Below are 22,984 nucleotides of genomic sequence, written 5' to 3' on the forward strand. Positions count from 1 at the left end.
TTGATTATTAAGTAATGAGGCTTCAACAATGATACCTGTCGTCGCGCTGGTCGGGCGCCCGAATGTGGGTAAATCCACCTTGTTCAACCGTTTAACCCATACGCGCGATGCGCTGGTGGCGGATTTCCCGGGGCTGACGCGTGACCGCAAGTATGGTCGTGCTGAAATCGAAGGCAATGAATTCATCATCGTCGATACCGGCGGTATCGACGGCACCGAAGACGGCGTCGAAACGCGCATGGCCGGTCAGTCGCTGCTGGCGATCGAAGAAGCGGACATCGTGCTGTTCATGGTCGACGCCCGCGCCGGCCTGATGCCGGCGGATCAGGGCATCGCCCAGCACCTGCGCAGCCGCCAGAAGGCGACCTTCCTGGTGGCCAACAAGACCGACGGTCTGGATCCGGACACAGCCACCGCCGATTTCTACTCGCTCGGCCTGGGTGAAGTGTTCGCTATCGCCGCTTCCCACGGCCGTGGCGTGACCCAACTGATCGAACACGTGCTGGTGCCGTTCGTGCCGGAAAAACCGGAAGACGTCGAGCTGACCGAGGAAGAGGCCAACGCCGCTTACTGGGCCGAGCAAAACGGCGAAACGCTGGAAGGCGAAGAAGACGAAGAGCCGGAAGAAGAGTTCAACCCGCAGGATCTGCCGATCAAACTGGCGATCGTCGGTCGTCCGAACGTTGGTAAGTCTACGCTGACTAACCGCATCCTCGGCGAGGAGCGCGTGGTGGTGTACGACATGCCGGGCACCACCCGCGACAGCATCTACATTCCGATGGTGCGCGACGAACGCGAATACGTGCTGATCGACACCGCCGGGGTGCGTAAACGCGGCAAGGTGACCGAAACCGTCGAGAAGTTCTCGGTGATCAAAACCCTGCAGGCGATTGAAGACGCCAACGTGGTGCTGCTGGTGATCGACGCGCGTGAAGGCATCTCCGATCAGGATCTCTCGCTGCTCGGCTTTATCCTCAATAGTGGGCGCTCACTGGTGATTGCGGTCAACAAGTGGGACGGTATGAGCGAAGAAGATCGCGAGCACGTGAAAGAGATGCTCGACCTGCGTCTGGGCTTCGTCGACTTCGCGCGCGTGCACTTCATTTCCGCGCTGCACGGCAGCGGCGTCGGCAACCTGTTCGAATCGGTGCAGGAAGCCTACGAGTGCGCAACCCGCCGCGTAAATACCTCGATGCTGACCAAAATCATGCAGATGGCGGTTGACGATCACCAGCCGCCGTTGGTGCGCGGCCGCCGCGTGAAGCTGAAATATGCCCACGCCGGCGGTTACAACCCGCCGATCGTGGTGATCCACGGCAACCAGGTCAGCGATCTGGCCGATTCGTACAAACGCTATCTGATGAACTACTTCCGCCGCTCGCTGAACGTGATGGGGACGCCGATCCGCATCCAGTTCAAAGAGGGGGACAACCCGTTCGCCGGCAAACGCAACCTGCTGACGCCGACCCAGATGCGTAAGCGCAAGCGCCTGATGAGCCACCTGAAAAAGAGCAAGTAATCGCTCGTGTGGGGCGCGGCAGTGATGCCGCGCCCCTTTTTTATTGGCCCGAAATCGTTTTATTATCTGAAGATTACCTCGCCTGCCTGAAGGAACACCATGTCCTGGGAAACCTGGAGTTTTGCGTTTAACGTCACCGTGCCGAATCTGTTGATGATGCTGCTGGGGATCCTGCTGCGCCATTGGCGCCTGATGGATGACCGCTTTGTCGACGGCGCGACCCGCCTGGTGTTCAATCTGGCGCTGCCGTGCCTGCTGTTTTTCAGCATCGCCACCAACCACCCGCAGCTGCTCGGCAACCTGCCGCTAGTGCTGTTTGGCGCGGTCGGCACGCTGGCGACCTTCCTGCTCTTGGAGCTGGCCGCCAAGTGGCTGGTGAAAGAGCCGCGTGAGCGCGGGGTGTTCGTACAGGGCGGTTTCCGCGCCAATACCGCCATCGTCGGCCTGGCCTACGCCATGACCGCCTACGGCAGCGAAGGCATTGCGCTCGCCTCGCTGTACCTGACGGTGACGGTGATCCTGTTCAACGTGCTGTCGGTCATCACCCTCACGCGCAGCCTGCAGGGCGGGCAGGGCAAGAAAATCAGCCACCTGTCTTTGCTGCGCAGCATCGTTACCAACCCGCTGATCATTGGCCTGGTGTGCGGGCTGCTGTATGCGCAAACCGGACTGGGCATCCCGACCGTGATCCGCCAGACCGGCAGCTATATCTCCGCGCTGTCGTTGCCGCTGGCGCTGCTGTGCACCGGCGCCAGCCTGGATTTTCGCGCCATGTTCCGCTCGTCCAACGTGGCGGCGCTGTCGTCGGCGGCCAAGCTGTTTCTGGTGCCGTGCCTGATGACGCTGGCCGGCTGGCTGTGCGGGTTTCAGGGGGCGGCGCTGGGCATTATCTTCCTGTTTTCCGCCACGCCGACCGCTTCGGGCAGCTATGTGATGACGCGCGCGATGGGCGGCAACGCCACGCTGGCGGCCAACATTATCGCCATCACCACCGTCGGTTCGTTCTTCACCACCGCGTTGGGGATCTATTTCTTGCGCTCATGGGGCGCGATTTAACCAGGAGTCGTTATGGAAGCGCACTGTCCGCAATGCAGTCAGACCATGAAGTGGGTAGCGGGTCACTACCATTGTGAAGCCTGTCAGCACGATTATCGGCAGCTGGCGAGCTGCCCGGAGTGCGGGCAGCCGCTGCAAGAATTGAAAGCCTGCGGGGCGGTGGATTACCTGTGCCAGAATGGGCACGGGCTGATCTCCAAAAAACGGGTGAATTTCAGCTATCAGCCGCTGTAAGCCCTCACTCATCCACCTGGCCGGTTTTCCACAGATCCACCAGCGCCTGCGGCGCGCTGCTTTCCGGGATTAACAGCACGATCTCAGTGCTCAGGGTGGGGCTGGTGTAGTTGATTTGCACGCGGTAGTAGCGCTGGTCGCCGCAGCCGGGGGAGGTGGGCTGGCCTTCTTCCTGCGCATAGGGCAGCGTCTGGTTCAGCAACTGATTCAGGCGCTGCCGCTGCTCCGGCGTGATATCGGCCAGCGCGATGCGGCGCTGGCCCGCCAGTTTGGGAATGTAGGCGAAGCCCCCCTCGCGCGCCAGCTCAATGACCGTATCCTGATTGAGCGTCGGCAGCGGTTTCATTATTCCACCCCCACCTGATGCCAGGCTTGCTGCACCTTGTCCGCCACGCTCTGGTCGAAACGCGCTAGCGCATGTTTCACCGTGGCGCGGGCGAAGGTGGCGAAGTCGGCGTTTTGCGGCAGCGCTTTGTCGCACACCGTGTCATACCAGACGTAGCCGGCTTTCTCCCAGGCGAAGCCGCCCAGCGCCGTCGCCGCCAGGTAGAAGGCGCGGTTGGGGATGCCGGAATTGAGGTGCACGCCGCCGTTGTCTTCCTTGGTCTGGATATAATCTTTCATGTTGGCGGGCTGCGGGTCTTTACCCAGCAGTGGATCGTCGTAGGCGGTGCCGGGTGCCGACATCGAGCGCAGCCCTTTGCCTTTGATGCCCTTGGCGAGCAGCCCGGCGCCTATCAGCCAGTCGGCTTTATCGGCGGTTTGCTGCAGGTGGAACTGCTTGACCAACGAGCCGAATACGTCGGACAACGACTCGTTGAGCGCCCCGGACTGCTGGTAGTAGATCAGCCCGGCTTCGCTCTCGGTCACGCCGTGCGCCAGCTCGTGGCCGACCACGTCGATGGCGATGGTGAAGCGGTTGAAGATCTCGCCGTCGCCGTCGCCGAACACCATCTGCTGGCCGTTCCAGAAGGCGTTCTGGTACTCCTTGCCGTAGTGCACGCTGCCAACCAGCGGCAGCCCCTGGTTATCCAGTGAATTGCGGCGGTAGGCCTGCCAGAAGAAATCGTAGGTGACGCCGAGATAGTCGTAGGCCTCGTCCACCGCCACGTCGTGGTTGCTGGGCTGGCCCTCTTTGCGCACCTGTTTGCCGGGCAGCTGGGTACCGTTCTGGGCATCGTAGATATCGCGGAGCGCTTCGCCGGCTCGGGCGTTTTTCTCGGTCGGCGAACGCAGCGGCTTGTTGCCGAGCAGGCTTTGCACGTGGTTCAGCGTGTGCAGCGCGCAGTCGCGCTGCGGGGCGTTGCCGTGTTCAATGATGCGGCGCAGCATGTAGGGAGGAATGACGGAACGCATGCGCTGGGCTGGCATAGTGGCTCTCCTTAGGCAAAAATTTTACCTCATCGAATGAATGCACTGTGCCTAAGTGTAGCCTACTCGTCATAAAGCCTGTGGTCATGCGTGCTCACCGCCGGCGCGGTCTTGTGCGGGCTGATGCGCCGCACCGAGGCGCGCACCGCCAGCCGGCCGTGCAGCAGCAGATTGCACGGCGGCGCGTCGGCGCGCAGCATGCGCCGCTGCAGCAGTTGGATCGCCTCGTAGCCCAGCTCATCGCGCGGAACCTGCACCGAGGTCAGCGGCACATCGTGGATTTCCGCCAGGTTGAAGCCGTCGGTGCTCATCACCGAGACGTCGCCCGGCACGCTCAGGCCCCGCTTGTTGAGCGCCTTGACCGCCCCGACCGCCATGTAGTCGCCGCCGGCCAGGATCGCCGTCGGCAGCGGGGAGTGGCCGAGGAGGCCGTCGAGATAGGTGGTCAGCGCCTGCTCGGCCTCTTCGCCGCCGAAGCCCGAGGTGGTGACCAGATGGCGGCCGTCGTCGAACGACAAATGATGCCGGGCGTAGGCCTGCCGGATGCCCGCCAGCCGCAGCTCCATGGTGTGGCGGCGCAGACACTGCAGATTGAGGATATGGCTGTGCCCCTGCTGGAACAGGTAGCTGGCGGAGTAATCCCCGATCAGCTGATGATCCGGTGAGACGCTGTCCAGCCGCATCTGCCGATCGCTGCAGTTGATCAGCACGCAGGGCTTGTGCAGATCGGCGGCCAGGGTGTGGATATGCTCGTCGTCGATGCCGATGATCAGCGCCGCTTCGGTGTGCGGGTCGCTCATCTTTTCCAGAAACAGCGCGCCGTCGCTGTGTTGCTCTTCCAGCCCGCAGTAGCGGATGCGCACCTCGTGCTCCATCAGCGCGGCGGCGATACCCTGAATGACCTTGTAGTAGAAGATGTCGGTGCGCACGTCGAACGCGCGCTGCGGCGCGAACACCATCACGTTGTTCAGCATCAGCCGGCCGCTGGAAATACCCTGCAGAATGCCGTTTTGCTGCGCACAGTCCAGCACCTTGCGGCGCGCCTCGGCGCTGGTGTTGGCCTTGCCCGCCAGCACGCGGGAAACGGTGCTGATCGACAACCCGGTTTGGCGAGCGATCTCCTGAATTTTCAGCTTTCCGTTCATTCTGTGATCTCCTTCAAATTCGTCCATGAGAATATTTTCACCGCGGATTTTCAGCGTATTGACCGGCTTTCATGCCCATTATGACTATTTTTTCACCCACCTGTGAAAATCTTTGCAAAAAACCCCGTTTCGCTACGCGCTCTCGCTGAGTAGTCTGCATTGGTACACCAATTTTAGTGACCTGTCAGTCCAATTTTAACGGTGTGCGAAAAATAAAACAAAAATAAATCATGGGGTTGTGATTGTCTGTCGGCCAATGATACGGCGCCGACCCGTTTTCACCGTCCCTTGTTTGATAGCACAACGTACCCTACCAAAACGCGCGTTGCCGTCGCCGGCGGCCGCGGGGAGAGAACCGATGAGTGTGGAGATCAATCAGGCGGTCGCGCAGCGCGGCCGGCGCAAGTTCAAATCGCTGCGCTGGTGGATGCTGGCGCTGTTCTTGCTGGGCGTCACTGTCAACTACATCACCCGCAACTCGCTGGGCATTTTGGCGCCGGAGCTGAAAACCAGCCTGAACATGAGCACCGAGCAATATGCCTGGGTGGTGGCGTCGTTCCAGCTGGCCTACACGGTGTTTCAGCCGATCTGCGGCTGGCTGATCGACGTTATCGGCCTGAAGATGGGCTTTCTGATCTGCGCCGGCATTTGGGCGGTGGTATGCATGCTGCACGCCGGCGCCGGCAGCTGGCTGCAACTGGCCATTCTGCGCTTCTTCATGGGGGGCGCGGAGGCGGCGGCCACCCCGGCCAACGCCAAGGCGATCTCCGACTGGTTCCCGAAGAAGGAGCGGCCGATCGCCGCCGGCTGGGCGGGCGTCGGTTTCTCCATCGGCGCCATGCTGGCCCCGCCGATCATCGTCATCGCTCACGTCTCCTTCGGCTGGCAGGGCGCCTTCCTGTTCTCCGGCGGGCTGGCGCTGATCTGGGTGGTGCTGTGGTGGCTGTTCTACCACTCGCCGCAGCAGCACCCGAACCTCAGCCAGCAAGAGCTGGATCTGATCCGCGAAGACAACGAGCCGGTGCTGCCGAAGCTGCCGTTCCTCACCTCGCTGGCCAGCCTGTGCAAGAACAAGAAGTTCTACGGCATCGCCATCCCGGCCTTTCTCGCCGAACCGGCCTGGGCGGTCTTCAGCTTCTGGGTGCCGCTGTACCTGGCTACCGAACGCGGCATGGATCTGAAACAGATCGCGATGTTTGCCTGGCTGCCGTTCCTGGCGGCGGATATCGGCAGCGTCGCCAGCGGCTATCTCACCACCCTGTACCGCAAATGGTTCGGCTGCAGCCGCGTCAACTCGGTGGTCGCCAGCTCGGTGACCGGTGCTTTCCTGATGGTGTCGCTGGCGTTCGTGGCGATCGCTCAAGATCCCTATGTGGCGATCGCGCTGATCTCGATCGGCGGCTTCGGCCACCAGGTGATCTCCTGCATGCTCAGTGCGCTGGTGGTGGAGTCGTTCGATAAAAACCAGATGGCGACGGTCAACGGTATGCGCGGCTCCAGCGCCTGGATCGCCAGCTTCCTGTTCACGCTGCTGATCGGCGCGGTATCCGACACCATCGGCTTCAACCCGCTGTTCATCGCCATGGGTTTCTTCGACCTGATCGGCGCCCTGTTCCTGATTGCCCTGATCGCCGAACGCGGCGGTAAGAAAACACCTTCACACAGCTAAGTGGAATGCTTATGAAAACCTTGAAAAACTGGACGTTGGCGGCGCAGCATGCCGACCACGTTGAGCTGCTGGTCGATGAACGCCACCGTTTCTGCCTGTACGTGCTGGAAAACGATCTGTTCCGCGTGTTGATCAAACGTGAGGGCGGGCTGGCGCTGGATCGCACCTGGAGCATCACGCCGCAGGAGGATGTGCCCTGGGAGGGGCGCGATCGGCTCAGCGTCGCCGGCTTCAGCCTGCCGGGCTATCAGCTGCGCCAGGAGGGCGATCGGCTGGTGGTCAGCACGCCGCGGCTGCGCGTGACGGTGCATCAGCCGCTGTGGCTGGAATGGGAGTACTGCAACGCCGCCGGCGAGTGGCGGCCGCTGGCGGCGGACCGGCCGACCAGCGCCTACCTGCTCAATGCGCACGGCGACGGCGTGGCGCACTACCAGCGCCGTTTCGCCGATGAGCGCTATTACGGCCTGGGGGAAAAAACCGGCGATCTGGAGCGCACCGGCCGCCGCTTCGAGATGCGCAATCTGGACGCGATGGGCTACAACGCCGCGAGCACCGATCCGCTGTACAAGCACATTCCGTTTACCATCACCCGCGGGCCGGAGGCGAGCTTCGGCCTGTTCTACGACAACCTGAGCAGCTGCTGGCTGGATCTGGGCAACGAGATCGACAACTACCACGCGGCCTATCGCCGCTATCAGGCCGAAGCGGGCGATCTGGATTACTACCTGTTCCTCGGGCCGAAGGTAGTGGACGTCACCAAGGCCTTCGTGCGCCTGACCGGCCGCACTCACTTCGGGCCGAAGTGGAGCCTCGGCTACAGCGGTTCGACCATGCACTACACCGACGCGCCGGACGCCCAGCAGCAGCTGCAGCAGTTCATCGCGTTGTGCCGTCAACACGCCATTCCCTGCGACTCCTTCCAGCTGTCGTCGGGCTACACCTCGATCAACAACAAGCGCTACGTGTTCAACTGGAATTACGACAAGGTGCCGCAGCCCAGGCAGTTGAGCCAGGCGTTTCACGACGCCGGTCTCAGGCTGGCGGCCAACATCAAGCCGTGCCTGCTGCAGGATCACCCGCAGTATCAGGCGGTGGCGCAGCAGGGGCTGTTTATCCGCGATTCGCAAAGCGACGCGCCCGAGCGCTCCAGCTTCTGGGACGATGAGGGATCGCACCTCGACTTCACCAACCCGGCGGCGGTGCGCTGGTGGCAGCAGGGCGTCACGCAGCAGCTGCTGGAGATGGGCATCGACTCGACCTGGAACGACAACAACGAGTACGAAGTGTGGGACGGCGAAGCGCGCTGCCACGGCTTCGGGCGGCCGATCGCCATCAAGCACATCCGCCCGGTGATGCCGCTGCTGATGATGCGCGCCTCGATGGAGGCCCAGCAGCGCTTCGCGCCGCAGAAGCGGCCGTACCTGATCTCGCGCTCCGGCTGCGCCGGCATGCAGCGCTACGTGCAGACCTGGAGCGGCGACAACCGCACCAGCTGGCAGACGCTGCGCTACAACATCCGCATGGGGCTGGGCATGAGCCTGTCCGGGCTGTATAACCTCGGCCACGACGTCGGCGGCTTCTCCGGCGACAAGCCGGACGCGGAGCTGCTGGTGCGCTGGGTGCAAAACGGCGTGATGCATCCGCGTTTCACTATCCACTCCTGGAACGACGACGCCACGGTCAACGAGCCCTGGATGTACCCGGCCGCCACCCCGGCGGTGCGCGAGGCGATCAACCTGCGTTACCGGCTGCTGCCGTATTTCTACACCCTGTTGTGGCAGGCCTGCGCCGACGATGAGCCGATGCTGCGCCCGACCTTTCTCGATCATGAACAGGATGCGCGCACCTTCGGCGAGAACGACGATTTTCTGATCGGCCGCGATCTGCTGGTGGCCAGCGTGGTGGAGCCGGGGCAGCGCCGGCGTTCGGTGTATCTGCCGGACAACGGCGAAGGCTGGTACTGCTTCTACAGCGGCCAGTGGTTCGGCGGCGGCCAAGCGGTGACGTTGGCGGCGCCGCTGGAGCGTCTGCCGCTGCTGGTGCGCGCCGGGGCGGCGTTGCCGCTGTCGCAGCGGTTGGCGCATGTGGACGTGGCTGCCGACGATCGGCGCGAGCTGCGGCTGTTTCCGCTCAAGGGCCGCGGCGCAAGCGGCGGGCTGCTGTTTGAGGACGACGGTGAAAGCGACGGCTGGCGGCAGGGCGATGCGCTGTGGCTGCGCTGGGAAATGCGCTGCGACAATCAGCGCATCATGCTGGATATCACGACGGAAGGGCGTTTCCGCCCGGCCTGGCGCACGTTGGCGCTCAGCCTGCCGGAAGGCGAAACGCGCGCACTGTGGGTGAACGGCGAACCGGGCGAGCGTTTTACGCTGGAGTAGGGGTTACTCGGCCGCGCGTTTCTTGCGCGGCTTCTTGGCGACGGTGATGGTTTTCACCTCGCTTTCCACCCAGCCGTCCTGCAGGCGGGTTTTCAGCAGTTCGCCGACCTGCGCCTGCTTGGTGGTTTTCAGCAGCTCGCCGCGCGGGGTTTGCGTCACGCTGTAGCCGCGCGCCAGCGTCGCCAGCGGGCTGACGGTTTCCAGTTGGCTGCAGGCCACGCCGAAGCGCTGGCGGTAGGCGTTGAGCTGCCGCTCCATCGCCTGCTGCAGGCGGTATTCCTGCTGCTGTACGCGCTGTTGGTAGCGGTGAATGCGGCCCTGCGGCTGCACCTGCGCCAGCCGCTGCTGGGCGCGTTCGCTGCGGCGGGCGGCCAGGCGCAGCTGTTGCTGCATGCCGTCTTCCATCCGGCGCTGCAGCTTGAACAGCAGCGTCTGCTGGCGCGCCAGGCGCAGATGCGGATGCTGCTGCTGTAAACGGTGGTGAATGCGGGTGAACTGCTGCTGGCGCTGCGCCAGATAGTAATCCATCGCCATCTCCAGCCGCTGCTGCTGCGACTGCAGCTGGCGCAACAGTTCAAGCTGATTGCGGCTGACCTGTTCGGCGGCGGCGGAAGGGGTCGGCGCGCGCAGATCGGCGACGAAATCGGCGATGGTGACGTCGGTTTCATGGCCGACGGCGCTGACGATCGGAATGCGGCTGGCGAAGATCGCCCGTGCCACGCGTTCGTCGTTGAAGCTCCACAGATCTTCCAGCGAACCGCCACCGCGGCCGACGATCAGCACGTCGCATTCGTCGCGGCGGTTGGCGGTCTCGATGGCGCGCACGATCTGCATCGGCGCTTCTGCGCCCTGCACCGAGGTGGGGTAGATGACGATCGGCAGCGACGGATCGCGCCGCTGCAATACCTGCAGAATATCGTGCAGCGCCGCGCCGCTGGCGGAGGTGATCACCCCGACGCGTTTGGCCGGGGCGGGCAGCGGCTGCTTGAATTGCTGATCGAACAGCCCTTCGGCGCTCAGGCGCTGTTTCAGCTGCTCGAACTGTTGCTGCAGCAGGCCGTCGCCGGCGGGCTGCATGCTCTCGGCGATCAGCTGGTAGTCGCCGCGCGGTTCATACAGCGTGATGCTGGCGCGCACCAGGACCTGCTGGCCGTTTTGCGGCCGGAAGGTGACGCGGCGGTTGCTGTTGCGGAACATCGCGCAGCGCACCTGGGCGCGGTCGTCTTTCAGCGTGAAATACCAGTGGCCGGAGGCGGGCTGGGAGAGGTTGGAGATCTCGGCGGAGAGCCAAATCTGCCCCATTTCCATTTCCAGCAGTTGGCGAACCGTCTGATTGAGGCGGCTTACGGTAAAAATGGAAGGCGAAACAGGTAGCGACATGTGACCCAGATCAAATTTCAAAACAATCACTTAATTGGTCGATACTACATGGCTGAAAAAGGTAATCAAGACTTTTTGCAAGAAAGTGCTGGAGGCAACCGATTCCGCTCTGTATAATGCCGCGGCAATATTTTATCTTTTTCACAGCCCACCCTGGTGAGATATTGCCCATGCTACGTATCGCTAAAGAAGCTCTGACGTTTGACGACGTCCTCCTGGTTCCAGCCCACTCCACGGTTCTGCCTAACACCGCAGAGCTCGGCACTCAACTGACCAAAACCATCCGCCTGAACATCCCTATGCTGTCCGCAGCCATGGATACCGTTACCGAATCCGGCCTGGCCATCGCGCTGGCGCAGGAAGGCGGCCTGGGCTTCATCCACAAAAACATGTCTATCGAGCGCCAGGCTGAAGAAGTCAGCCGCGTGAAGAAGCATGAAAGCGGCGTAGTTACCGACCCGCAGACCGTTACCCCGGCCACCACGCTGCAGGAAGTGAAAGAGCTGACCGCGCGCAACGGCTTCGCCGGTTACCCGGTCGTCACCGAAGACAACGAGCTGGTCGGCATCATCACCGGCCGCGACGTGCGCTTCGTGACCGATCTGACCCAGCCGGTCACCGCGGTCATGACGCCGAAAGATCGCCTGGTCACCGTGAAAGAAGGTGAAGCGCGCGACGTGGTGCTGCAGAAGATGCACGAAAAGCGCGTAGAAAAAGCGCTGGTGGTGGACGACAGCTTCCACCTGCTGGGCATGATCACCGTTAAAGACTTCCAGAAAGCGGAACGTAAACCGAACGCCTGTAAAGACGAGCACGGCCGTCTGCGCGTGGGCGCGGCGGTCGGCGCCGGCGCCGGCAACGAAGAGCGCGTTGACGCGCTGGTGGCGGCAGGCGTTGACGTCCTGCTGATCGACTCCTCGCACGGCCACTCCGAGGGCGTGCTGCAGCGCATCCGCGAAACCCGCGCCAAATACCCGGATCTGCAGATCGTCGGCGGCAACGTCGCGACCGCAGCGGGCGCCAAAGCGCTGGCTGAAGCTGGCGTGAGCGCGGTGAAAGTCGGTATCGGCCCTGGCTCTATCTGTACCACCCGCATCGTGACCGGCGTGGGCGTACCGCAGATCACCGCCATCGCCGACGCGGTGGAAGCGCTGGAAGGCACCGGCATCCCGGTTATCGCCGACGGCGGCATCCGCTTCTCCGGCGACATCGCCAAAGCGATCGCCGCGGGCGCATCCTGCGTGATGGTCGGCTCCATGCTGGCGGGCACCGAAGAATCCCCGGGCGAAATCGAGCTGTATCAGGGCCGTTCGTTCAAATCTTATCGCGGCATGGGCTCGCTGGGCGCGATGTCCAAAGGCTCCTCCGACCGTTACTTCCAGACCGATAACGCCGCCGACAAACTGGTGCCGGAAGGTATCGAAGGCCGCGTGGCCTATAAAGGCATGCTGAAAGCCATCGTGCACCAGCAGATGGGCGGCCTGCGCTCCTGCATGGGCCTGACCGGCTGCGCCACCATCGACGATCTGCGCACCAAGGCGGAGTTCGTGCGCATCAGCGGCGCCGGCATTCAGGAAAGCCACGTGCACGACGTGACCATCACCAAAGAGTCGCCGAACTACCGCATGGGCTAATGCCTTAACCTCTCCTGAGTGAGAGGCCGGGGTGGGGCGCCAAGCCCCATCCCGAAACACACATTTTCGCTCTTTTTCTCTTGTTGCTGGAATTCGCCTCAATGACACAAAATATCCATAAGCATCGCATCCTCATACTGGACTTCGGTTCGCAATACACCCAACTGGTCGCCCGCCGCGTGCGCGAAATCGGCGTTTACTGCGAACTGTGGGCCTGGGACGTTAGCGAAGAGCAGATCCGCGAATTCAACCCAAGCGGCATCATCCTGTCCGGCGGCCCGGAAAGCACCACCGAAGCCGGCAGCCCGCGCGCCCCGGACTACGTGTTCAACGCCGGCGTGCCGGTGCTGGGCGTGTGCTACGGCATGCAGACCATGGCGATGCAGCTGGGTGGCCATGTGCAGGGTTCCAACGAGCGCGAGTTCGGCTACGCGCAGGTGGAAATCGTCAAAGAGAGCGCGCTGCTGCGCGACATCGAAGACGCCATCAGCCCGGCCGGCAAACCGCTGCTGGACGTGTGGATGAGCCACGGCGACAAAGTGACCGCGATCCCGTCCGACTTCGTGACCATCGCCAGCACCGACACCTGTCCGTTCGCCATTATGGCCAACGAAGAAAAACGCTTCTACGGCGTGCAGTTCCACCCGGAAGTGACCCACACCCGTCAGGGCCAGCGCATGCTGGAGCGTTTCGTACTGGACATCTGCCAGTGTGAAGCCCTGTGGACCCCGGCCACCATCATCGAAGATGCGGTCGAGCGCATCCGCGAGCAGGTGGGTGAAGACCACGTGATCCTCGGCCTGTCCGGCGGCGTAGACTCCTCCGTGACCGCGATGCTGCTGCACCGCGCCATCGGCAAACGCCTGACCTGCGTATTCGTCGACAACGGCCTGCTGCGCCTGAACGAAGCCAAGCAGGTGATGGAAATGTTCGGCGACCACTTCGGCCTGAACATCGTGCACGTCGAAGCGGAAAATCGCTTCCTGACCGCGCTGGCGGGCGTGGACGAGCCGGAAGCCAAGCGTAAAATCATCGGCCGCGTGTTCGTTGAAGTGTTCGACGAAGAAGCCTGCAAGCAAGAGCAGGTGAAATGGCTGGCACAGGGCACCATCTACCCGGACGTGATCGAATCCGCCGCTTCCGCCACCGGCAAAGCGCACGTGATCAAATCGCACCACAACGTGGGCGGCCTGCCGAAAGAGATGAAGCTGGGCCTGGTCGAGCCGCTGAAAGAGCTGTTCAAAGACGAAGTGCGCAAGATCGGCCTGGAGCTGGGCCTGCCGTACGACATGCTGTTCCGTCACCCGTTCCCGGGCCCGGGTCTGGGCGTGCGCGTGCTGGGCGAAGTGAAGAAAGAGTACTGCGATCTGCTGCGCCGCGCCGACGCCATCTTCATCGAAGAGCTGCACAAAGCCGACCTGTACAACAAAGTCAGCCAGGCGTTCACCGTGTTCCTGCCGGTGCGTTCGGTCGGCGTGATGGGCGACGGCCGCAAATACGACTGGGTGGTCTCCCTGCGTGCGGTAGAAACCATCGACTTCATGACCGCGCACTGGGCGCACCTGCCGTATGACTTCCTCGGCCGCGTCTCCAACCGCATCATCAACGAAGTGGACGGCATCTCCCGCGTGGTGTACGACATCAGCGGCAAGCCGCCGGCGACGATCGAGTGGGAATGATCCCGCGTCCGGCGTAGGCTGGCGTCAGTGAACCGCACATGAGAACCAAACCCGCTTAACGGCGGGTTTTTTTATGCCTGATGTTTGGCGGAATCCGATCCGAAAGAAGGGGTGGGTTGAGAGAGGGGCGAACGGAGAGGACAGCCCGCGCGGAGCCGCATGCGCTTTGCTTACGGCTCATTTCCTTAGACGCGGCGTTTTTCATCTCGGCTTTGCTCCTATCCGCAGAACGGTATTCTGCAACCACGCGCACTTAACCGGCGCGACGAAATCGACTGATAACGGGTCTTTATTCACCGTATCTGCTGGGCTGCCGGCACTAAAATGAATTGCCGTGTCGTATTGAGGAGCGTCGACTCATTGGCATCGAGTTATGGTGTGACTAATTAATCCTCTGCGAAAATTAAAGGGCTTCGTGAGCCTTTTTATGGGATTTTTCTGAAAGACTTGGTCTGGCGAATAAATATATCAGAAGGATGCGGTGAATTAGTCTATTTCTTATTTTATAAATCTTTCTTTCTGTTTTTATTAGGGAAATCAGCGGTTTCATTGTATTTAATAGCCCTTCTAAATGGCGAGCTCTAAGTTTTATCGGCATTCATTGCTTGGAATTGAAATTCTAATTATATGATTTTTCTTATCTTTTAATTTTCATCGTAACATAAAGTGCGAACTATGTAATTATCTGGTATTTGATATTTTCTAAGCTATCTACATAGGCTACTCTAAATGTAATGGTATTAAAATGCACCGCCGAGAGGGAGGCAAGCGATTTATCAACGGATGCTAGGAGATGCTTTCTTTTGACTGTCTAGTTGCACAACTTCAGGATGGATCTTGGTCAAGATGAAAGAGACAGGAAAAACCTTCACCAGGGAAAAGGTTTATAAGAATTATACCAATAACGTCACAAGGAGGACGCCTACCCAAAAAGAAGTGTCTCTCTGTCAATCAACTATGAAAGGTTCATCGTTTTTCACATTCTAATCCTAATTGCATGATTGCGGCAGCGCTTTGTTTTTCATTTTAATGGATAAAAGCCCAATGAGCAGGTTGTCTGAGGGCGGGTTTTGTTAGGGCATGGATGTCATTATGAGTTACCAGCATAGTATCGTAGTCGAGCTAGTTAATTTGATCGAGATGAATATACAGCATGATCTCTCGATAGAAAAGTTATCGGATTTGTCTGGTTATTCGAAATGGCACTTGCAAAGAATGTTTCAGCGTTATACGGGAATGAAAATAGCGACGTATATCAGAAATAGGCGTCTGAGCAAGTCTGCCGTCATGCTCAAACAGTCTGATTTAAAAGTATTGGAAGTGGCTACTGCTATCGGCTTTAGCTCCCAGCAGGCTTTTAGTCGCGCCTTTCAACGCTTTTTCGGTGAAAGCCCAAAGGACTTTAGAGCGAGCCAGGAATGGGACTTTTCCAAACATCTCCCTCCCTTTTTAATACAAAATCCGTCAGCATATCATTTTATCGAAATGCCCAAGAACATATACCTGCTTAAGGGATATAAGTTTTTTCTCTATCATTCGATGAATGCTTCCAGTTCTGGAGGAGAGGAACGACAGAAATACAGCAGTCGCACAGGGAAAAATACCGATACGTCAATGCGCACGGTAAAGTTGGCTTCATCCGGTTGGGAAGTCACGCTCAGCAAAGGGTACTACGAGACACGCAATCTGACGTTGATAAGAGGGCAGTATTTGTTGTTCGAGTTTAACGGCAGGTTAAACGAATACCTGATTTTTTTTGACAGCATCTATGATGCCTATCTTCCTTTGCTCGGTGTGCGAATAAGAAACGGCTTTTTAATTGAATTGCATAAAGAAAAGAATTTTAAATACGCGGAACTTAACGTCAAGGTGTTGATTTATATCGGCAAGTCTTGACGTTATTCGGGCAGTAAAAAATAGGGGTTATCCCAAGGAAAAGGAGGTGCTTATCAGGGTGATTAATTAGCGCTCGGGCTGTTGTCGTTTTTATCTCTATCGATTTTAATTTTAAAGGAAGTCAGTTATGACTAGTTCTAGTTTGAACACGTTCCCTGTAGGCTATGAGTATGTCAATTTTGTTAATTGGTCAAAAGAAATCTCCGGCAATCATATTCTGACCTGCTATCCACAAAATACGGATGAGCTCTTGGCCGTGATTAACTGGGCGCATGAGAATAAATATTGCGTGCGTCCGGTTGGCATCAAGCACAACTGGTCCCCGCTCGTTATTGCAAACGGGGAGGATAACAGCAATGTCGTGCTGATCGACCTCACTAGGAAATTCAAAAACATCTCAATCAATAAAGTGGGAGAGCATGGATACGTCACCGCGCAAACGGGAGTGACAATGCAGGCTTTGCTCACTGAATTAGAAAAAAAGAAACTCGGCTTTTACGCGACGCCGGCGCCTGGCGATCTGACCCTGGGTGGCGTGCTTGCCATCGGCGGCCATGGAACCTGCATCCCGGCAAAAGATGAGCGTCTGGCTGAGTTTGCCAGCTTTGGTTCCGTGAGCAATAGCGTGGTGTCGCTAAAAGCTGTCGTCTGGGATCTGGCGCGGTCGAAGTATGAATTAAAGGAGTTTACGCGTGATAATGCGGAGAGCTCGGCATTTCTGGTGCATGTCGGGCGGGCTTTTATCAGCGAAGTGACGCTGCAGGTGCCGCGCAACAGGCGTTTACGCTGTCAAAGTTATGTCAATGTCACCGCGGCGGATCTTTTTTCCACTGCGAGCACGACAAAAAATACCTTCAGCCATTTCTTGGATCTGTGCGGGCGCGTTGAAGTCATCTGGTTTCCGTTCACGGAAAAACCATGGCTGAAAGTGTGGAAGCAAGAAGACAGCTTCCCAAAAGTGTCAAAACCGGTTAACGGTCCATTTAACTATCCGTTCTCGGATAATTTGCCGGTTAAAATTTCCGATATCATTAAAAAAATCAATAATGGCCACCCGGAGCTGACCCCGACACTCGGCAAGGCGCAGATGGAGTTGGTCAGCATTGGTTTAGGGGCCACCGTGTCGGCGGATCTGTGGGGGTGGAGCAAGGATCTGCTGTTGTATGTGAAGCCGACAACGCTGCGCGTGACGGCCAATGGTTACGCAATAATTACGAAACGGAGCAATATTCAAAACGTATTGCACGATTTCACGAAAAAATATGAAGAAATGGTGGCCGATTACCAGCGCAAGAATTCATTTCCGATGAATGGCCCGATTGAAATTCGCGTCACCGGATTGGACAGTGCAAAAGAGAGCGCAGTGGCCAATGCTATTGTTCCCGATCTTTCGGCCATTCGCCCCGTTGAATCGCATCCGGAATGGGATGTCGCGATCTGGTTGGATATTCTGACCATGCCCGATACGCCGGATGCCAATAAATTCTACAGTGAAATGGAAAAATGGATTTTTAGCCACTATGCGGGCGACTATGCGACGGTTCGCGTAGAGTGGAGTAAAGGCTGGGGTTATACTTCACAGGCAGCATGGCAGGATAAAACCGTACTCGAAGAAAACATTCCGCGCAGCTTTAATGCCGGGGCAGGGAAAAATGACAGCTGGAATCATGCCTGCAACGTGCTGAATAAGTACGATCCGCACAACGTGTTCTCCTCTCCATTGACCAAAGCGGTTTTCAAACAGAAGAGTTAGTGAGTGCGTAATTAAAATAACCACCTGATTGGGCAGGTGGTTAGCATCATTAACCTTTCAGAAGGAGCCGCTTGTTTTCAAGCCCCCCATTCTTTCTCGTAATGATATTCGATACGGCTTGCATCCCCGCCCAGCAGGGAGCCTACGGCTGCCACGCTTTTAAATGCCGCATAGCCAAGCGAGTCCGCGACATTATGAACGGCGCCCAAGCCAAAACCGATCGCGTTGAATCCTTGGCCTACGGAAGAGATCAATCGGGTATTAAGCGCATCATTGGCCAATTTTACGGTATCAATGATAACATCGCCGGCAAATCCTGATACAAAGCTTGCCGTATCGGAAATAATCCCCGCACCAGAAACGATTTCGATCTCTGCAATATTTAGCTCTTTCATAGTAAATCCTTTCAACTCTATCCCTATACCTCAGGAGCGAAACGTAAAGCGTTTCGCCGCTTAATTCTCGCAGCCTCTGTGAGTGACGGCTTGATGAGAATACGCTTAGATTAAAGAGGTCGGCGTTGGAATATGCAACTCATAACGCCGTTGCTAAATTAGGGTCGCACTTTTTGTGATGTTTTAGCAGTTTTGTGATTTTTTAAGATTATTATTACTTGTGGATTTTACCAACAAAGACTAAATCTAAATAAGCGCGGTGTTGGGCCATGGATAGATAAGAATGAACGGTGTCGCTATATATGGAGAGGTCAGAATTTGTTTAGGGAAGAGGCCTTATCGCACAGTCGTTCTAAATGGGCTGGAAAAGCATTGTTAATTGCAGGGTTGCCGGCCTGGGTCATCGCGGGCATTTCACTTTCATTCGTTTCTGTGCTGATCATTTTCGTGACCTATGGTGGTTATACCCGGCGTATCAGCGTGGGCGGAGAGGTCACGACGCTGCCAAGATCGGTCAACATATTTGCTACTCAGCAGGGATTTATTGCACAACGCTTTGTCAATGTGGGCGATCAGGTAAAAAAAGGGCAGCATCTTTATCAGATAGACGTCAGCAGGGTGACGGATTCCGGCACCGTCAGCGCAAGCACGCGGCAGGCGATAGAGAATCAACTGGCGCAGGTCGATAGCATCATCGCCAAATTGGAGGCGAACAAGAAAACGACCTTGGTCAATCTGCAAGCGCAGATTGACCAATATAAACTGGCGAACAGCCAGTCCAAACAGATGGTCGAGAATTCACGCAACGGCGTTAACTTCATGCGCGAAACCATGAAAAATTACGATGAGTATCGCAGTAAGGGACTCATTAATCGGGATCAGCTAAATAACCAGGTTTACCTTTACTATCAGCAGCAGAGCACGTTCCACAGTCTCTACAACCAAAGCATTCAAGAGTCTTTGCAGATAACTAACCTGAATAGCGATCTCGCGACAAGAGCGTCCGATTTCGATAATCAAATCTCGCAATATCAATTTCAGCGCAATGATCTCCTGCGGCAGCTGGCCGAAGCGGACGCCAGCGGCTCGTTGATTGTCAATGCGCCGGCGGACGGGCGCGTTGAATCGCTCAGTGTGACGCCTGGGCAAATGGTCAATACGGGGGACAGCCTGGCGCAATTAATCCCCAGTAATCATGCCATCTATTATTTGGTTTTATGGCTGCCCAACAGCAGCGTGCCTTACGTGAGCCGAGGCGATCATATTAACGTTCGTTATGACGCCTTTCCGTATGAAAAATTCGGTCAGTTTCCCGGTGTGATCGAAAGCATCGCTTATGTTCCCGCATCGATTCAGGAAATGTCCACTTACAGCAGTTCGCCAACTCGACAATCGGCTGAACTGGTTGAGTCGTACTACAAAGTGCTGGTGGCTATCGATAACACGCAGTTCGGCTATCAGGGAAAGAAGCTGAACCTTTCAAGCGGCATGAAGGCGCAAGCCACGCTTTTCCTCGAGAAAAGACCCATCTACCAATGGATGTTCGCGCCATTTTATGACATGAAAAACAGTGTGTCGGGGCCACTTCGTGAATAAAGTTTATGAGAATATCGTTGGCAAGCTGAATCTGTCGCTCAGAAGAAAAGTGCCGCAGGTCTTGCAAACGGAGGCCGCCGAATGCGGGCTGGCCAGTTTAGCGATGGTGTGCGGCTATTACGGCATGCACATCGATATGCTGTCGATGCGCCAGAAGTTTGATATCTCGGCCCGCGGTGCCACCCTGAGCTCGCTGATCGCGATCGCCGAGAATCTCAATTTGAAAACGCGGGCTTTATCCTTGAGCCTGGATGAGATTCACCAGGTGAAAAGGCCCTGCATTTTGCACTGGGATATGAATCATTTTGTGGTCCTGGTCAACATTCGCGGTGGGCGGATAACCTTGCACGATCCGGCATTTGGCCGCCGCGTTATCGGCCTGCAGGAGTTTTCCCTTCATTTTACCGGAATAGCTTTAGAGGTATGGCCAAGCAGTGAATTCACGCCTGTGGTGCAGAAAAACCGCCTGCACTTTAGAAAACTGCTCAACAATGTCACCGGTCTTAAAAGCGCGCTGGTAAAAATTTTCGCTCTGTCGCTGGTCATTGAGGCCGTCAACCTGCTGATGCCCGTCGGGACTCAGTTGGTGATGGACCACGTCATCCAGGCTGGCGACCATAATTTATTGGTCATTATTTGCGTCGGTTTACTGTTTTTTATCTTGTTCCGCACCTGTGTTTCGATGTTTCGCTCGTGGATCTCCATCGTGATGGGCGCGTTGATCGATATACAGTGGAAATCAGGGCTGTTTGATCATCTGATGAAGCTCCCTCTCGCCTATTTTGAAAAGCGCAAGTTGGGGGATATTCAATCGCGCTTTGGCTCGTTAGATGCCATTCGCACCACGTTTACTACCAGTATCGTTTCCAGCATCATTGATGGCATCATGTCGGTCGGCGTATTTATCATGATGTTCATGTACGGCGGCTGGCTGGTGTGGGTAGCCTCCGGCTTTACGGTCTTATATGTTCTGCTGCGCCTTTCGACCTATCGCTATTATCGGCAAGCGTCCGAGGAGCAATTGGTGAAGTCGGCGAAAGCCAGTTCACATTTTATGGAGACGCTGTACAGCATCGCGACGCTGAAGTCGTTGGGGTTGGCGGGAACGCGTTCGCAGTTCTGGCTAAATCTAAATATCGATACGGCAAACGCCAATATTCGGGTGACGAAGCTCGATATGTTCTTTGGCGGCGTGAATGCGTTTCTTGCTGCCTGCGATCAAATCGTTATCTTGTGGTTAGGCGCGTCTTTAGTGATCGACAGTCAAATGACATTAGGCATGTTTGTCGCCTTTAATGCCTATCGGGGACAATTCTCCGATCGCGCGTCAAATCTTATCGATATGGTAATTCGGCTGCGAATGCTGAATTTGCATAATGAAAGGCTGGCGGACATCGTGCTTTCTACGACAGAAGAAGAAAAGCCCTATCGTAAGATATGCAATCCCAACGAGGCGGTGACTTTTGAAGTGCGCGATCTGCTTTATCAATATGACAGCCTTTCACGCCCAGTGATCCCTGGGCTCAGCCTGCAGATCGCGGCGGGAGAAAGCGTGGCGATCGTCGGGCCTTCAGGCGTTGGCAAAACCACGTTGATGAAGCTGATGTGCGGGTTGTTGGAACCGACGGAAGGGCGCTTGTTTATCAACGGCATTAACATTCATGACATCGGCATTAATAATTATCGGGAGTGCATAGCGTGTGTATTGCAAGAAGATAAACTGCTTGCCGGTTCAATTGCCGAGAACATATGCAGTTTTGACGCTCATCCCGATACGGAACTTATCGTTGAATGCGCCAAACATTGCAATATTCACGACGATATTATGAAAATGCCGATGGGATATGAAACGTTGGTGGGCGAATTGGGAGGCAGCCTTTCCGGCGGGCAAAAACAACGGGTTCTTATCGCCCGCGCGTTATACCGAAGACCCAGCATTCTGTTTATGGACGAAGCGACCAGTCATTTGGATCTGGACAATGAAAAGAGGGTGAACGAAGCTATATCCTCGTTGAAAATGACCCGCGTTATCATTGCGCATCGGCCATCGACGATTGCATCGGCAGATCGTGTAATTACATTGCGACCCGTAAATGCAATGGTGTAATTTCTTGATGAAATATAAAATTTTATATTTATTTTACCGTTAATTAAGATTTTCATTATTGAGTTAATGTGTTTGGCGTCTTATATCTAAAGCGTGAACCGACGGTTCATAAAAAGCAGTCCTTTTTAATTTATTATTTTTAGTGAATGGAGATGAAAAATGAGAGAATTAAACTCAACAGAGGTTCAGCAGGTGAACGGCGCAACGATTGGCCTGGGTCTGGCTATTATCGGCAAGGTTGTTAATAGCTGGGGCAACGCGTGGAATAATGCCTGGGGTGGTTGCACGCCAAAACCGCCGGTATGTAAACCTGAGCCGCCGGTCTGCAAACCAAAACCGCCTAAATGCGATTAATCGTATTTAGATAACGCAGCGTAATATGCGGCAGGCTTAATATTTTATTTATTAAGCCTGTCTTATTGCTGGCGGATAACGTGCGCCATCGACGTAGTCAACTTGCCCCCACTGTGTCAGCAGTGTATGCAGCCTGGCTGGTTCTTGCTTACGATCTTGACCCGCGCCACTGCGGCAGAGGGCTGGCGACGGCCGCGGCAAGGGCCGTCGTACACTGGGCGCAGACTGCGCAGGGCCTGCAACGCGTTCAGGCTACGGTTCTTGATAGCAATCTCCTGTCGATTGCCGTCCTGGAGCACGTAGGCATGCAGCGTGAGGGCTTAATCCGTCAATATCGCCGAGTGCGTGGTCAGGCCCGTGATTACTGGATGTACGCGGCCATTTTGCGCGCAGAGCATTGAGGCGCGAGCCTCAATTTTCACCCTGTAGGTTTTGCTCGTCGTATCTTTTTTGACATTCCTGAATCGCCTCAATATTCCCTAACGTCCAGTCGAACAGTATCGAGAACGGCCCCTGCAGGGATTTGCCGAGCGGCGTCAGCGAATACTCGACGCCAAGCACCCGCCCATCCAAGACTTTGCGATGCACCATACCGTTGCGTTCCAGCTTGCGCAGGGTCTGGGTCAGCACGCGTTGCGTAACGCCATCCAGACGGCGCTTGATGGCGTTGAAACGCTGCGGCTCGCGCAGCACTTCCAGCACCATCATGGACCATTTATCGGCAATCTGATCGAGCACGATGCGGCTAGGGCAGTCAGCGCGGTAAACAACATCGGTCTTATCCATCGGTATCCTCCTGCATCCCTGGGATGCTTAAG

19 protein-coding genes are annotated in these 22,984 nt (G+C 57.0%); 13 read left to right on the top strand and 6 right to left on the bottom strand.

What is annotated here, in order from left to right:
* Positions 1-28: 28 nt before the first annotated feature.
* The 3 genes from der to ACJ8HT_RS20470 all read left to right on the top strand — a co-directional run bounded on the left by der (position 29) and on the right by ACJ8HT_RS20470 (position 2,809).
* Positions 29-1,519, top strand: coding sequence for a ribosome biogenesis GTPase Der (der, locus tag ACJ8HT_RS20460; RefSeq protein ID WP_019452357.1), 1,491 nt, complete (start codon positions 29-31; stop codon positions 1,517-1,519).
* 99 nt (positions 1,520-1,618) lie between these two features.
* Entirely contained in the window at positions 1,619-2,575 is a 957-nt protein-coding gene (locus ACJ8HT_RS20465; protein WP_047730075.1) for an AEC family transporter, read from the top strand.
* A 12-nt stretch (positions 2,576-2,587) separates the two neighbouring features.
* On the top strand, positions 2,588-2,809 hold the full coding sequence (locus ACJ8HT_RS20470; protein WP_194573055.1) for a zinc ribbon domain-containing protein: 222 nt from the start codon (positions 2,588-2,590) through the stop codon (positions 2,807-2,809).
* A gap of 4 nt (positions 2,810-2,813) precedes the next feature.
* Here ACJ8HT_RS20470 and ACJ8HT_RS20475 read toward each other — a convergent pair whose 3' ends face one another.
* From ACJ8HT_RS20475 to ACJ8HT_RS20485, 3 genes are all read right to left on the bottom strand, one after another.
* Complete coding sequence (locus ACJ8HT_RS20475) at positions 2,814-3,155, bottom strand: protealysin inhibitor emfourin (protein WP_033635587.1); 342 nt, start codon at positions 3,153-3,155, stop codon at positions 2,814-2,816.
* Positions 3,155-4,180 (bottom strand): M4 family metallopeptidase, encoded by a 1,026-nt coding sequence (locus ACJ8HT_RS20480; RefSeq protein ID WP_142110383.1) that lies wholly within the window; start codon positions 4,178-4,180, stop codon positions 3,155-3,157. Before ACJ8HT_RS20480 ends, ACJ8HT_RS20475 begins: the two co-directional genes overlap by 1 nt.
* A 62-nt stretch (positions 4,181-4,242) precedes the next feature.
* Positions 4,243-5,325 (bottom strand): LacI family DNA-binding transcriptional regulator, encoded by a 1,083-nt coding sequence (locus ACJ8HT_RS20485; protein ID WP_194573056.1) that lies wholly within the window; start codon positions 5,323-5,325, stop codon positions 4,243-4,245.
* A gap of 358 nt (positions 5,326-5,683) precedes the next feature.
* Here ACJ8HT_RS20485 and ACJ8HT_RS20490 point away from each other — a divergent pair, with 358 nt between their 5' ends.
* Both ACJ8HT_RS20490 and ACJ8HT_RS20495 read left to right on the top strand, forming a co-directional pair.
* Entirely contained in the window at positions 5,684-6,994 is a 1,311-nt protein-coding gene (locus ACJ8HT_RS20490) for an MFS transporter (protein ID WP_197653298.1), read from the top strand.
* 11 nt (positions 6,995-7,005) lie between these two features.
* The gene (locus ACJ8HT_RS20495; protein WP_197653297.1) at positions 7,006-9,372 is read left to right on the top strand and encodes a glycoside hydrolase family 31 protein; all 2,367 of its coding nucleotides are present in this window, start codon (positions 7,006-7,008) and stop codon (positions 9,370-9,372) included.
* A 3-nt stretch (positions 9,373-9,375) separates the two neighbouring features.
* Here the strand turns inward: ACJ8HT_RS20495 and xseA are convergent, their stop codons facing one another.
* Positions 9,376-10,752 (bottom strand): exodeoxyribonuclease VII large subunit, encoded by a 1,377-nt coding sequence (xseA, locus tag ACJ8HT_RS20500; RefSeq protein ID WP_197653296.1) that lies wholly within the window; start codon positions 10,750-10,752, stop codon positions 9,376-9,378.
* A gap of 170 nt (positions 10,753-10,922) precedes the next feature.
* Here xseA and guaB point away from each other — a divergent pair, with 170 nt between their 5' ends.
* The 4 genes from guaB to ACJ8HT_RS20520 all read left to right on the top strand — a co-directional run bounded on the left by guaB (position 10,923) and on the right by ACJ8HT_RS20520 (position 17,714).
* A complete protein-coding gene (guaB, locus tag ACJ8HT_RS20505; RefSeq protein WP_004941460.1) occupies positions 10,923-12,386 on the top strand; it encodes an IMP dehydrogenase in 1,464 nt (487 codons plus the stop codon).
* 101 nt (positions 12,387-12,487) lie between these two features.
* A complete protein-coding gene (gene guaA, locus ACJ8HT_RS20510) occupies positions 12,488-14,065 on the top strand; it encodes a glutamine-hydrolyzing GMP synthase (protein ID WP_025303899.1) in 1,578 nt (525 codons plus the stop codon).
* 1,092 nt (positions 14,066-15,157) lie between these two features.
* Entirely contained in the window at positions 15,158-15,961 is an 804-nt protein-coding gene (locus tag ACJ8HT_RS20515; RefSeq protein ID WP_197653295.1) for a helix-turn-helix domain-containing protein, read from the top strand.
* 127 nt (positions 15,962-16,088) lie between these two features.
* Positions 16,089-17,714: a cholesterol oxidase substrate-binding domain-containing protein gene (locus ACJ8HT_RS20520; protein WP_244664509.1), complete on the top strand. Its 1,626-nt coding sequence runs from the start codon at positions 16,089-16,091 to the stop codon at positions 17,712-17,714.
* A 77-nt stretch (positions 17,715-17,791) separates the two neighbouring features.
* Here ACJ8HT_RS20520 and ACJ8HT_RS20525 read toward each other — a convergent pair whose 3' ends face one another.
* The gene (locus ACJ8HT_RS20525) at positions 17,792-18,109 is read right to left on the bottom strand and encodes a hypothetical protein (RefSeq protein ID WP_197653294.1); all 318 of its coding nucleotides are present in this window, start codon (positions 18,107-18,109) and stop codon (positions 17,792-17,794) included.
* A gap of 318 nt (positions 18,110-18,427) precedes the next feature.
* On the opposite strand from ACJ8HT_RS20525, the gene ACJ8HT_RS20530 reads away from it, so the two are divergent.
* The 4 genes from ACJ8HT_RS20530 (at position 18,428) to ACJ8HT_RS20545 (ending at position 22,567) form a co-directional block, all read left to right on the top strand.
* Complete coding sequence (locus tag ACJ8HT_RS20530; RefSeq protein ID WP_197653293.1) at positions 18,428-19,705, top strand: HlyD family secretion protein; 1,278 nt, start codon at positions 18,428-18,430, stop codon at positions 19,703-19,705.
* Positions 19,698-21,812 carry a peptidase domain-containing ABC transporter gene (locus ACJ8HT_RS20535; RefSeq protein ID WP_341534900.1) on the top strand — a complete coding sequence of 705 codons (2,115 nt, stop codon included), beginning with the start codon at positions 19,698-19,700 and terminating at the stop codon, positions 21,810-21,812. The genes ACJ8HT_RS20530 and ACJ8HT_RS20535 overlap by 8 nt, the downstream gene beginning before the upstream one ends.
* 159 nt (positions 21,813-21,971) lie before the next feature.
* Positions 21,972-22,166 carry a hypothetical protein gene (locus tag ACJ8HT_RS20540; RefSeq protein ID WP_126186674.1) on the top strand — a complete coding sequence of 65 codons (195 nt, stop codon included), beginning with the start codon at positions 21,972-21,974 and terminating at the stop codon, positions 22,164-22,166.
* A gap of 122 nt (positions 22,167-22,288) precedes the next feature.
* Positions 22,289-22,567 carry a GNAT family N-acetyltransferase gene (locus ACJ8HT_RS20545; protein ID WP_341534901.1) on the top strand — a complete coding sequence of 93 codons (279 nt, stop codon included), beginning with the start codon at positions 22,289-22,291 and terminating at the stop codon, positions 22,565-22,567.
* Between the two features lie 10 nt (positions 22,568-22,577).
* Here ACJ8HT_RS20545 and ACJ8HT_RS20550 read toward each other — a convergent pair whose 3' ends face one another.
* Positions 22,578-22,952, bottom strand: a complete 375-nt coding sequence (locus ACJ8HT_RS20550) for a winged helix-turn-helix transcriptional regulator (protein WP_195873743.1) — start codon at positions 22,950-22,952, stop codon at positions 22,578-22,580.
* Between the last annotated feature and the right edge of the window lie 32 nt (positions 22,953-22,984).

The sequence above is a fragment of the Serratia sp. CY44782 genome (assembly GCF_052168715.1).
In the GTDB taxonomy this organism is placed as follows: Bacteria; Pseudomonadota; Gammaproteobacteria; order Enterobacterales; family Enterobacteriaceae; genus Serratia; species Serratia nevei.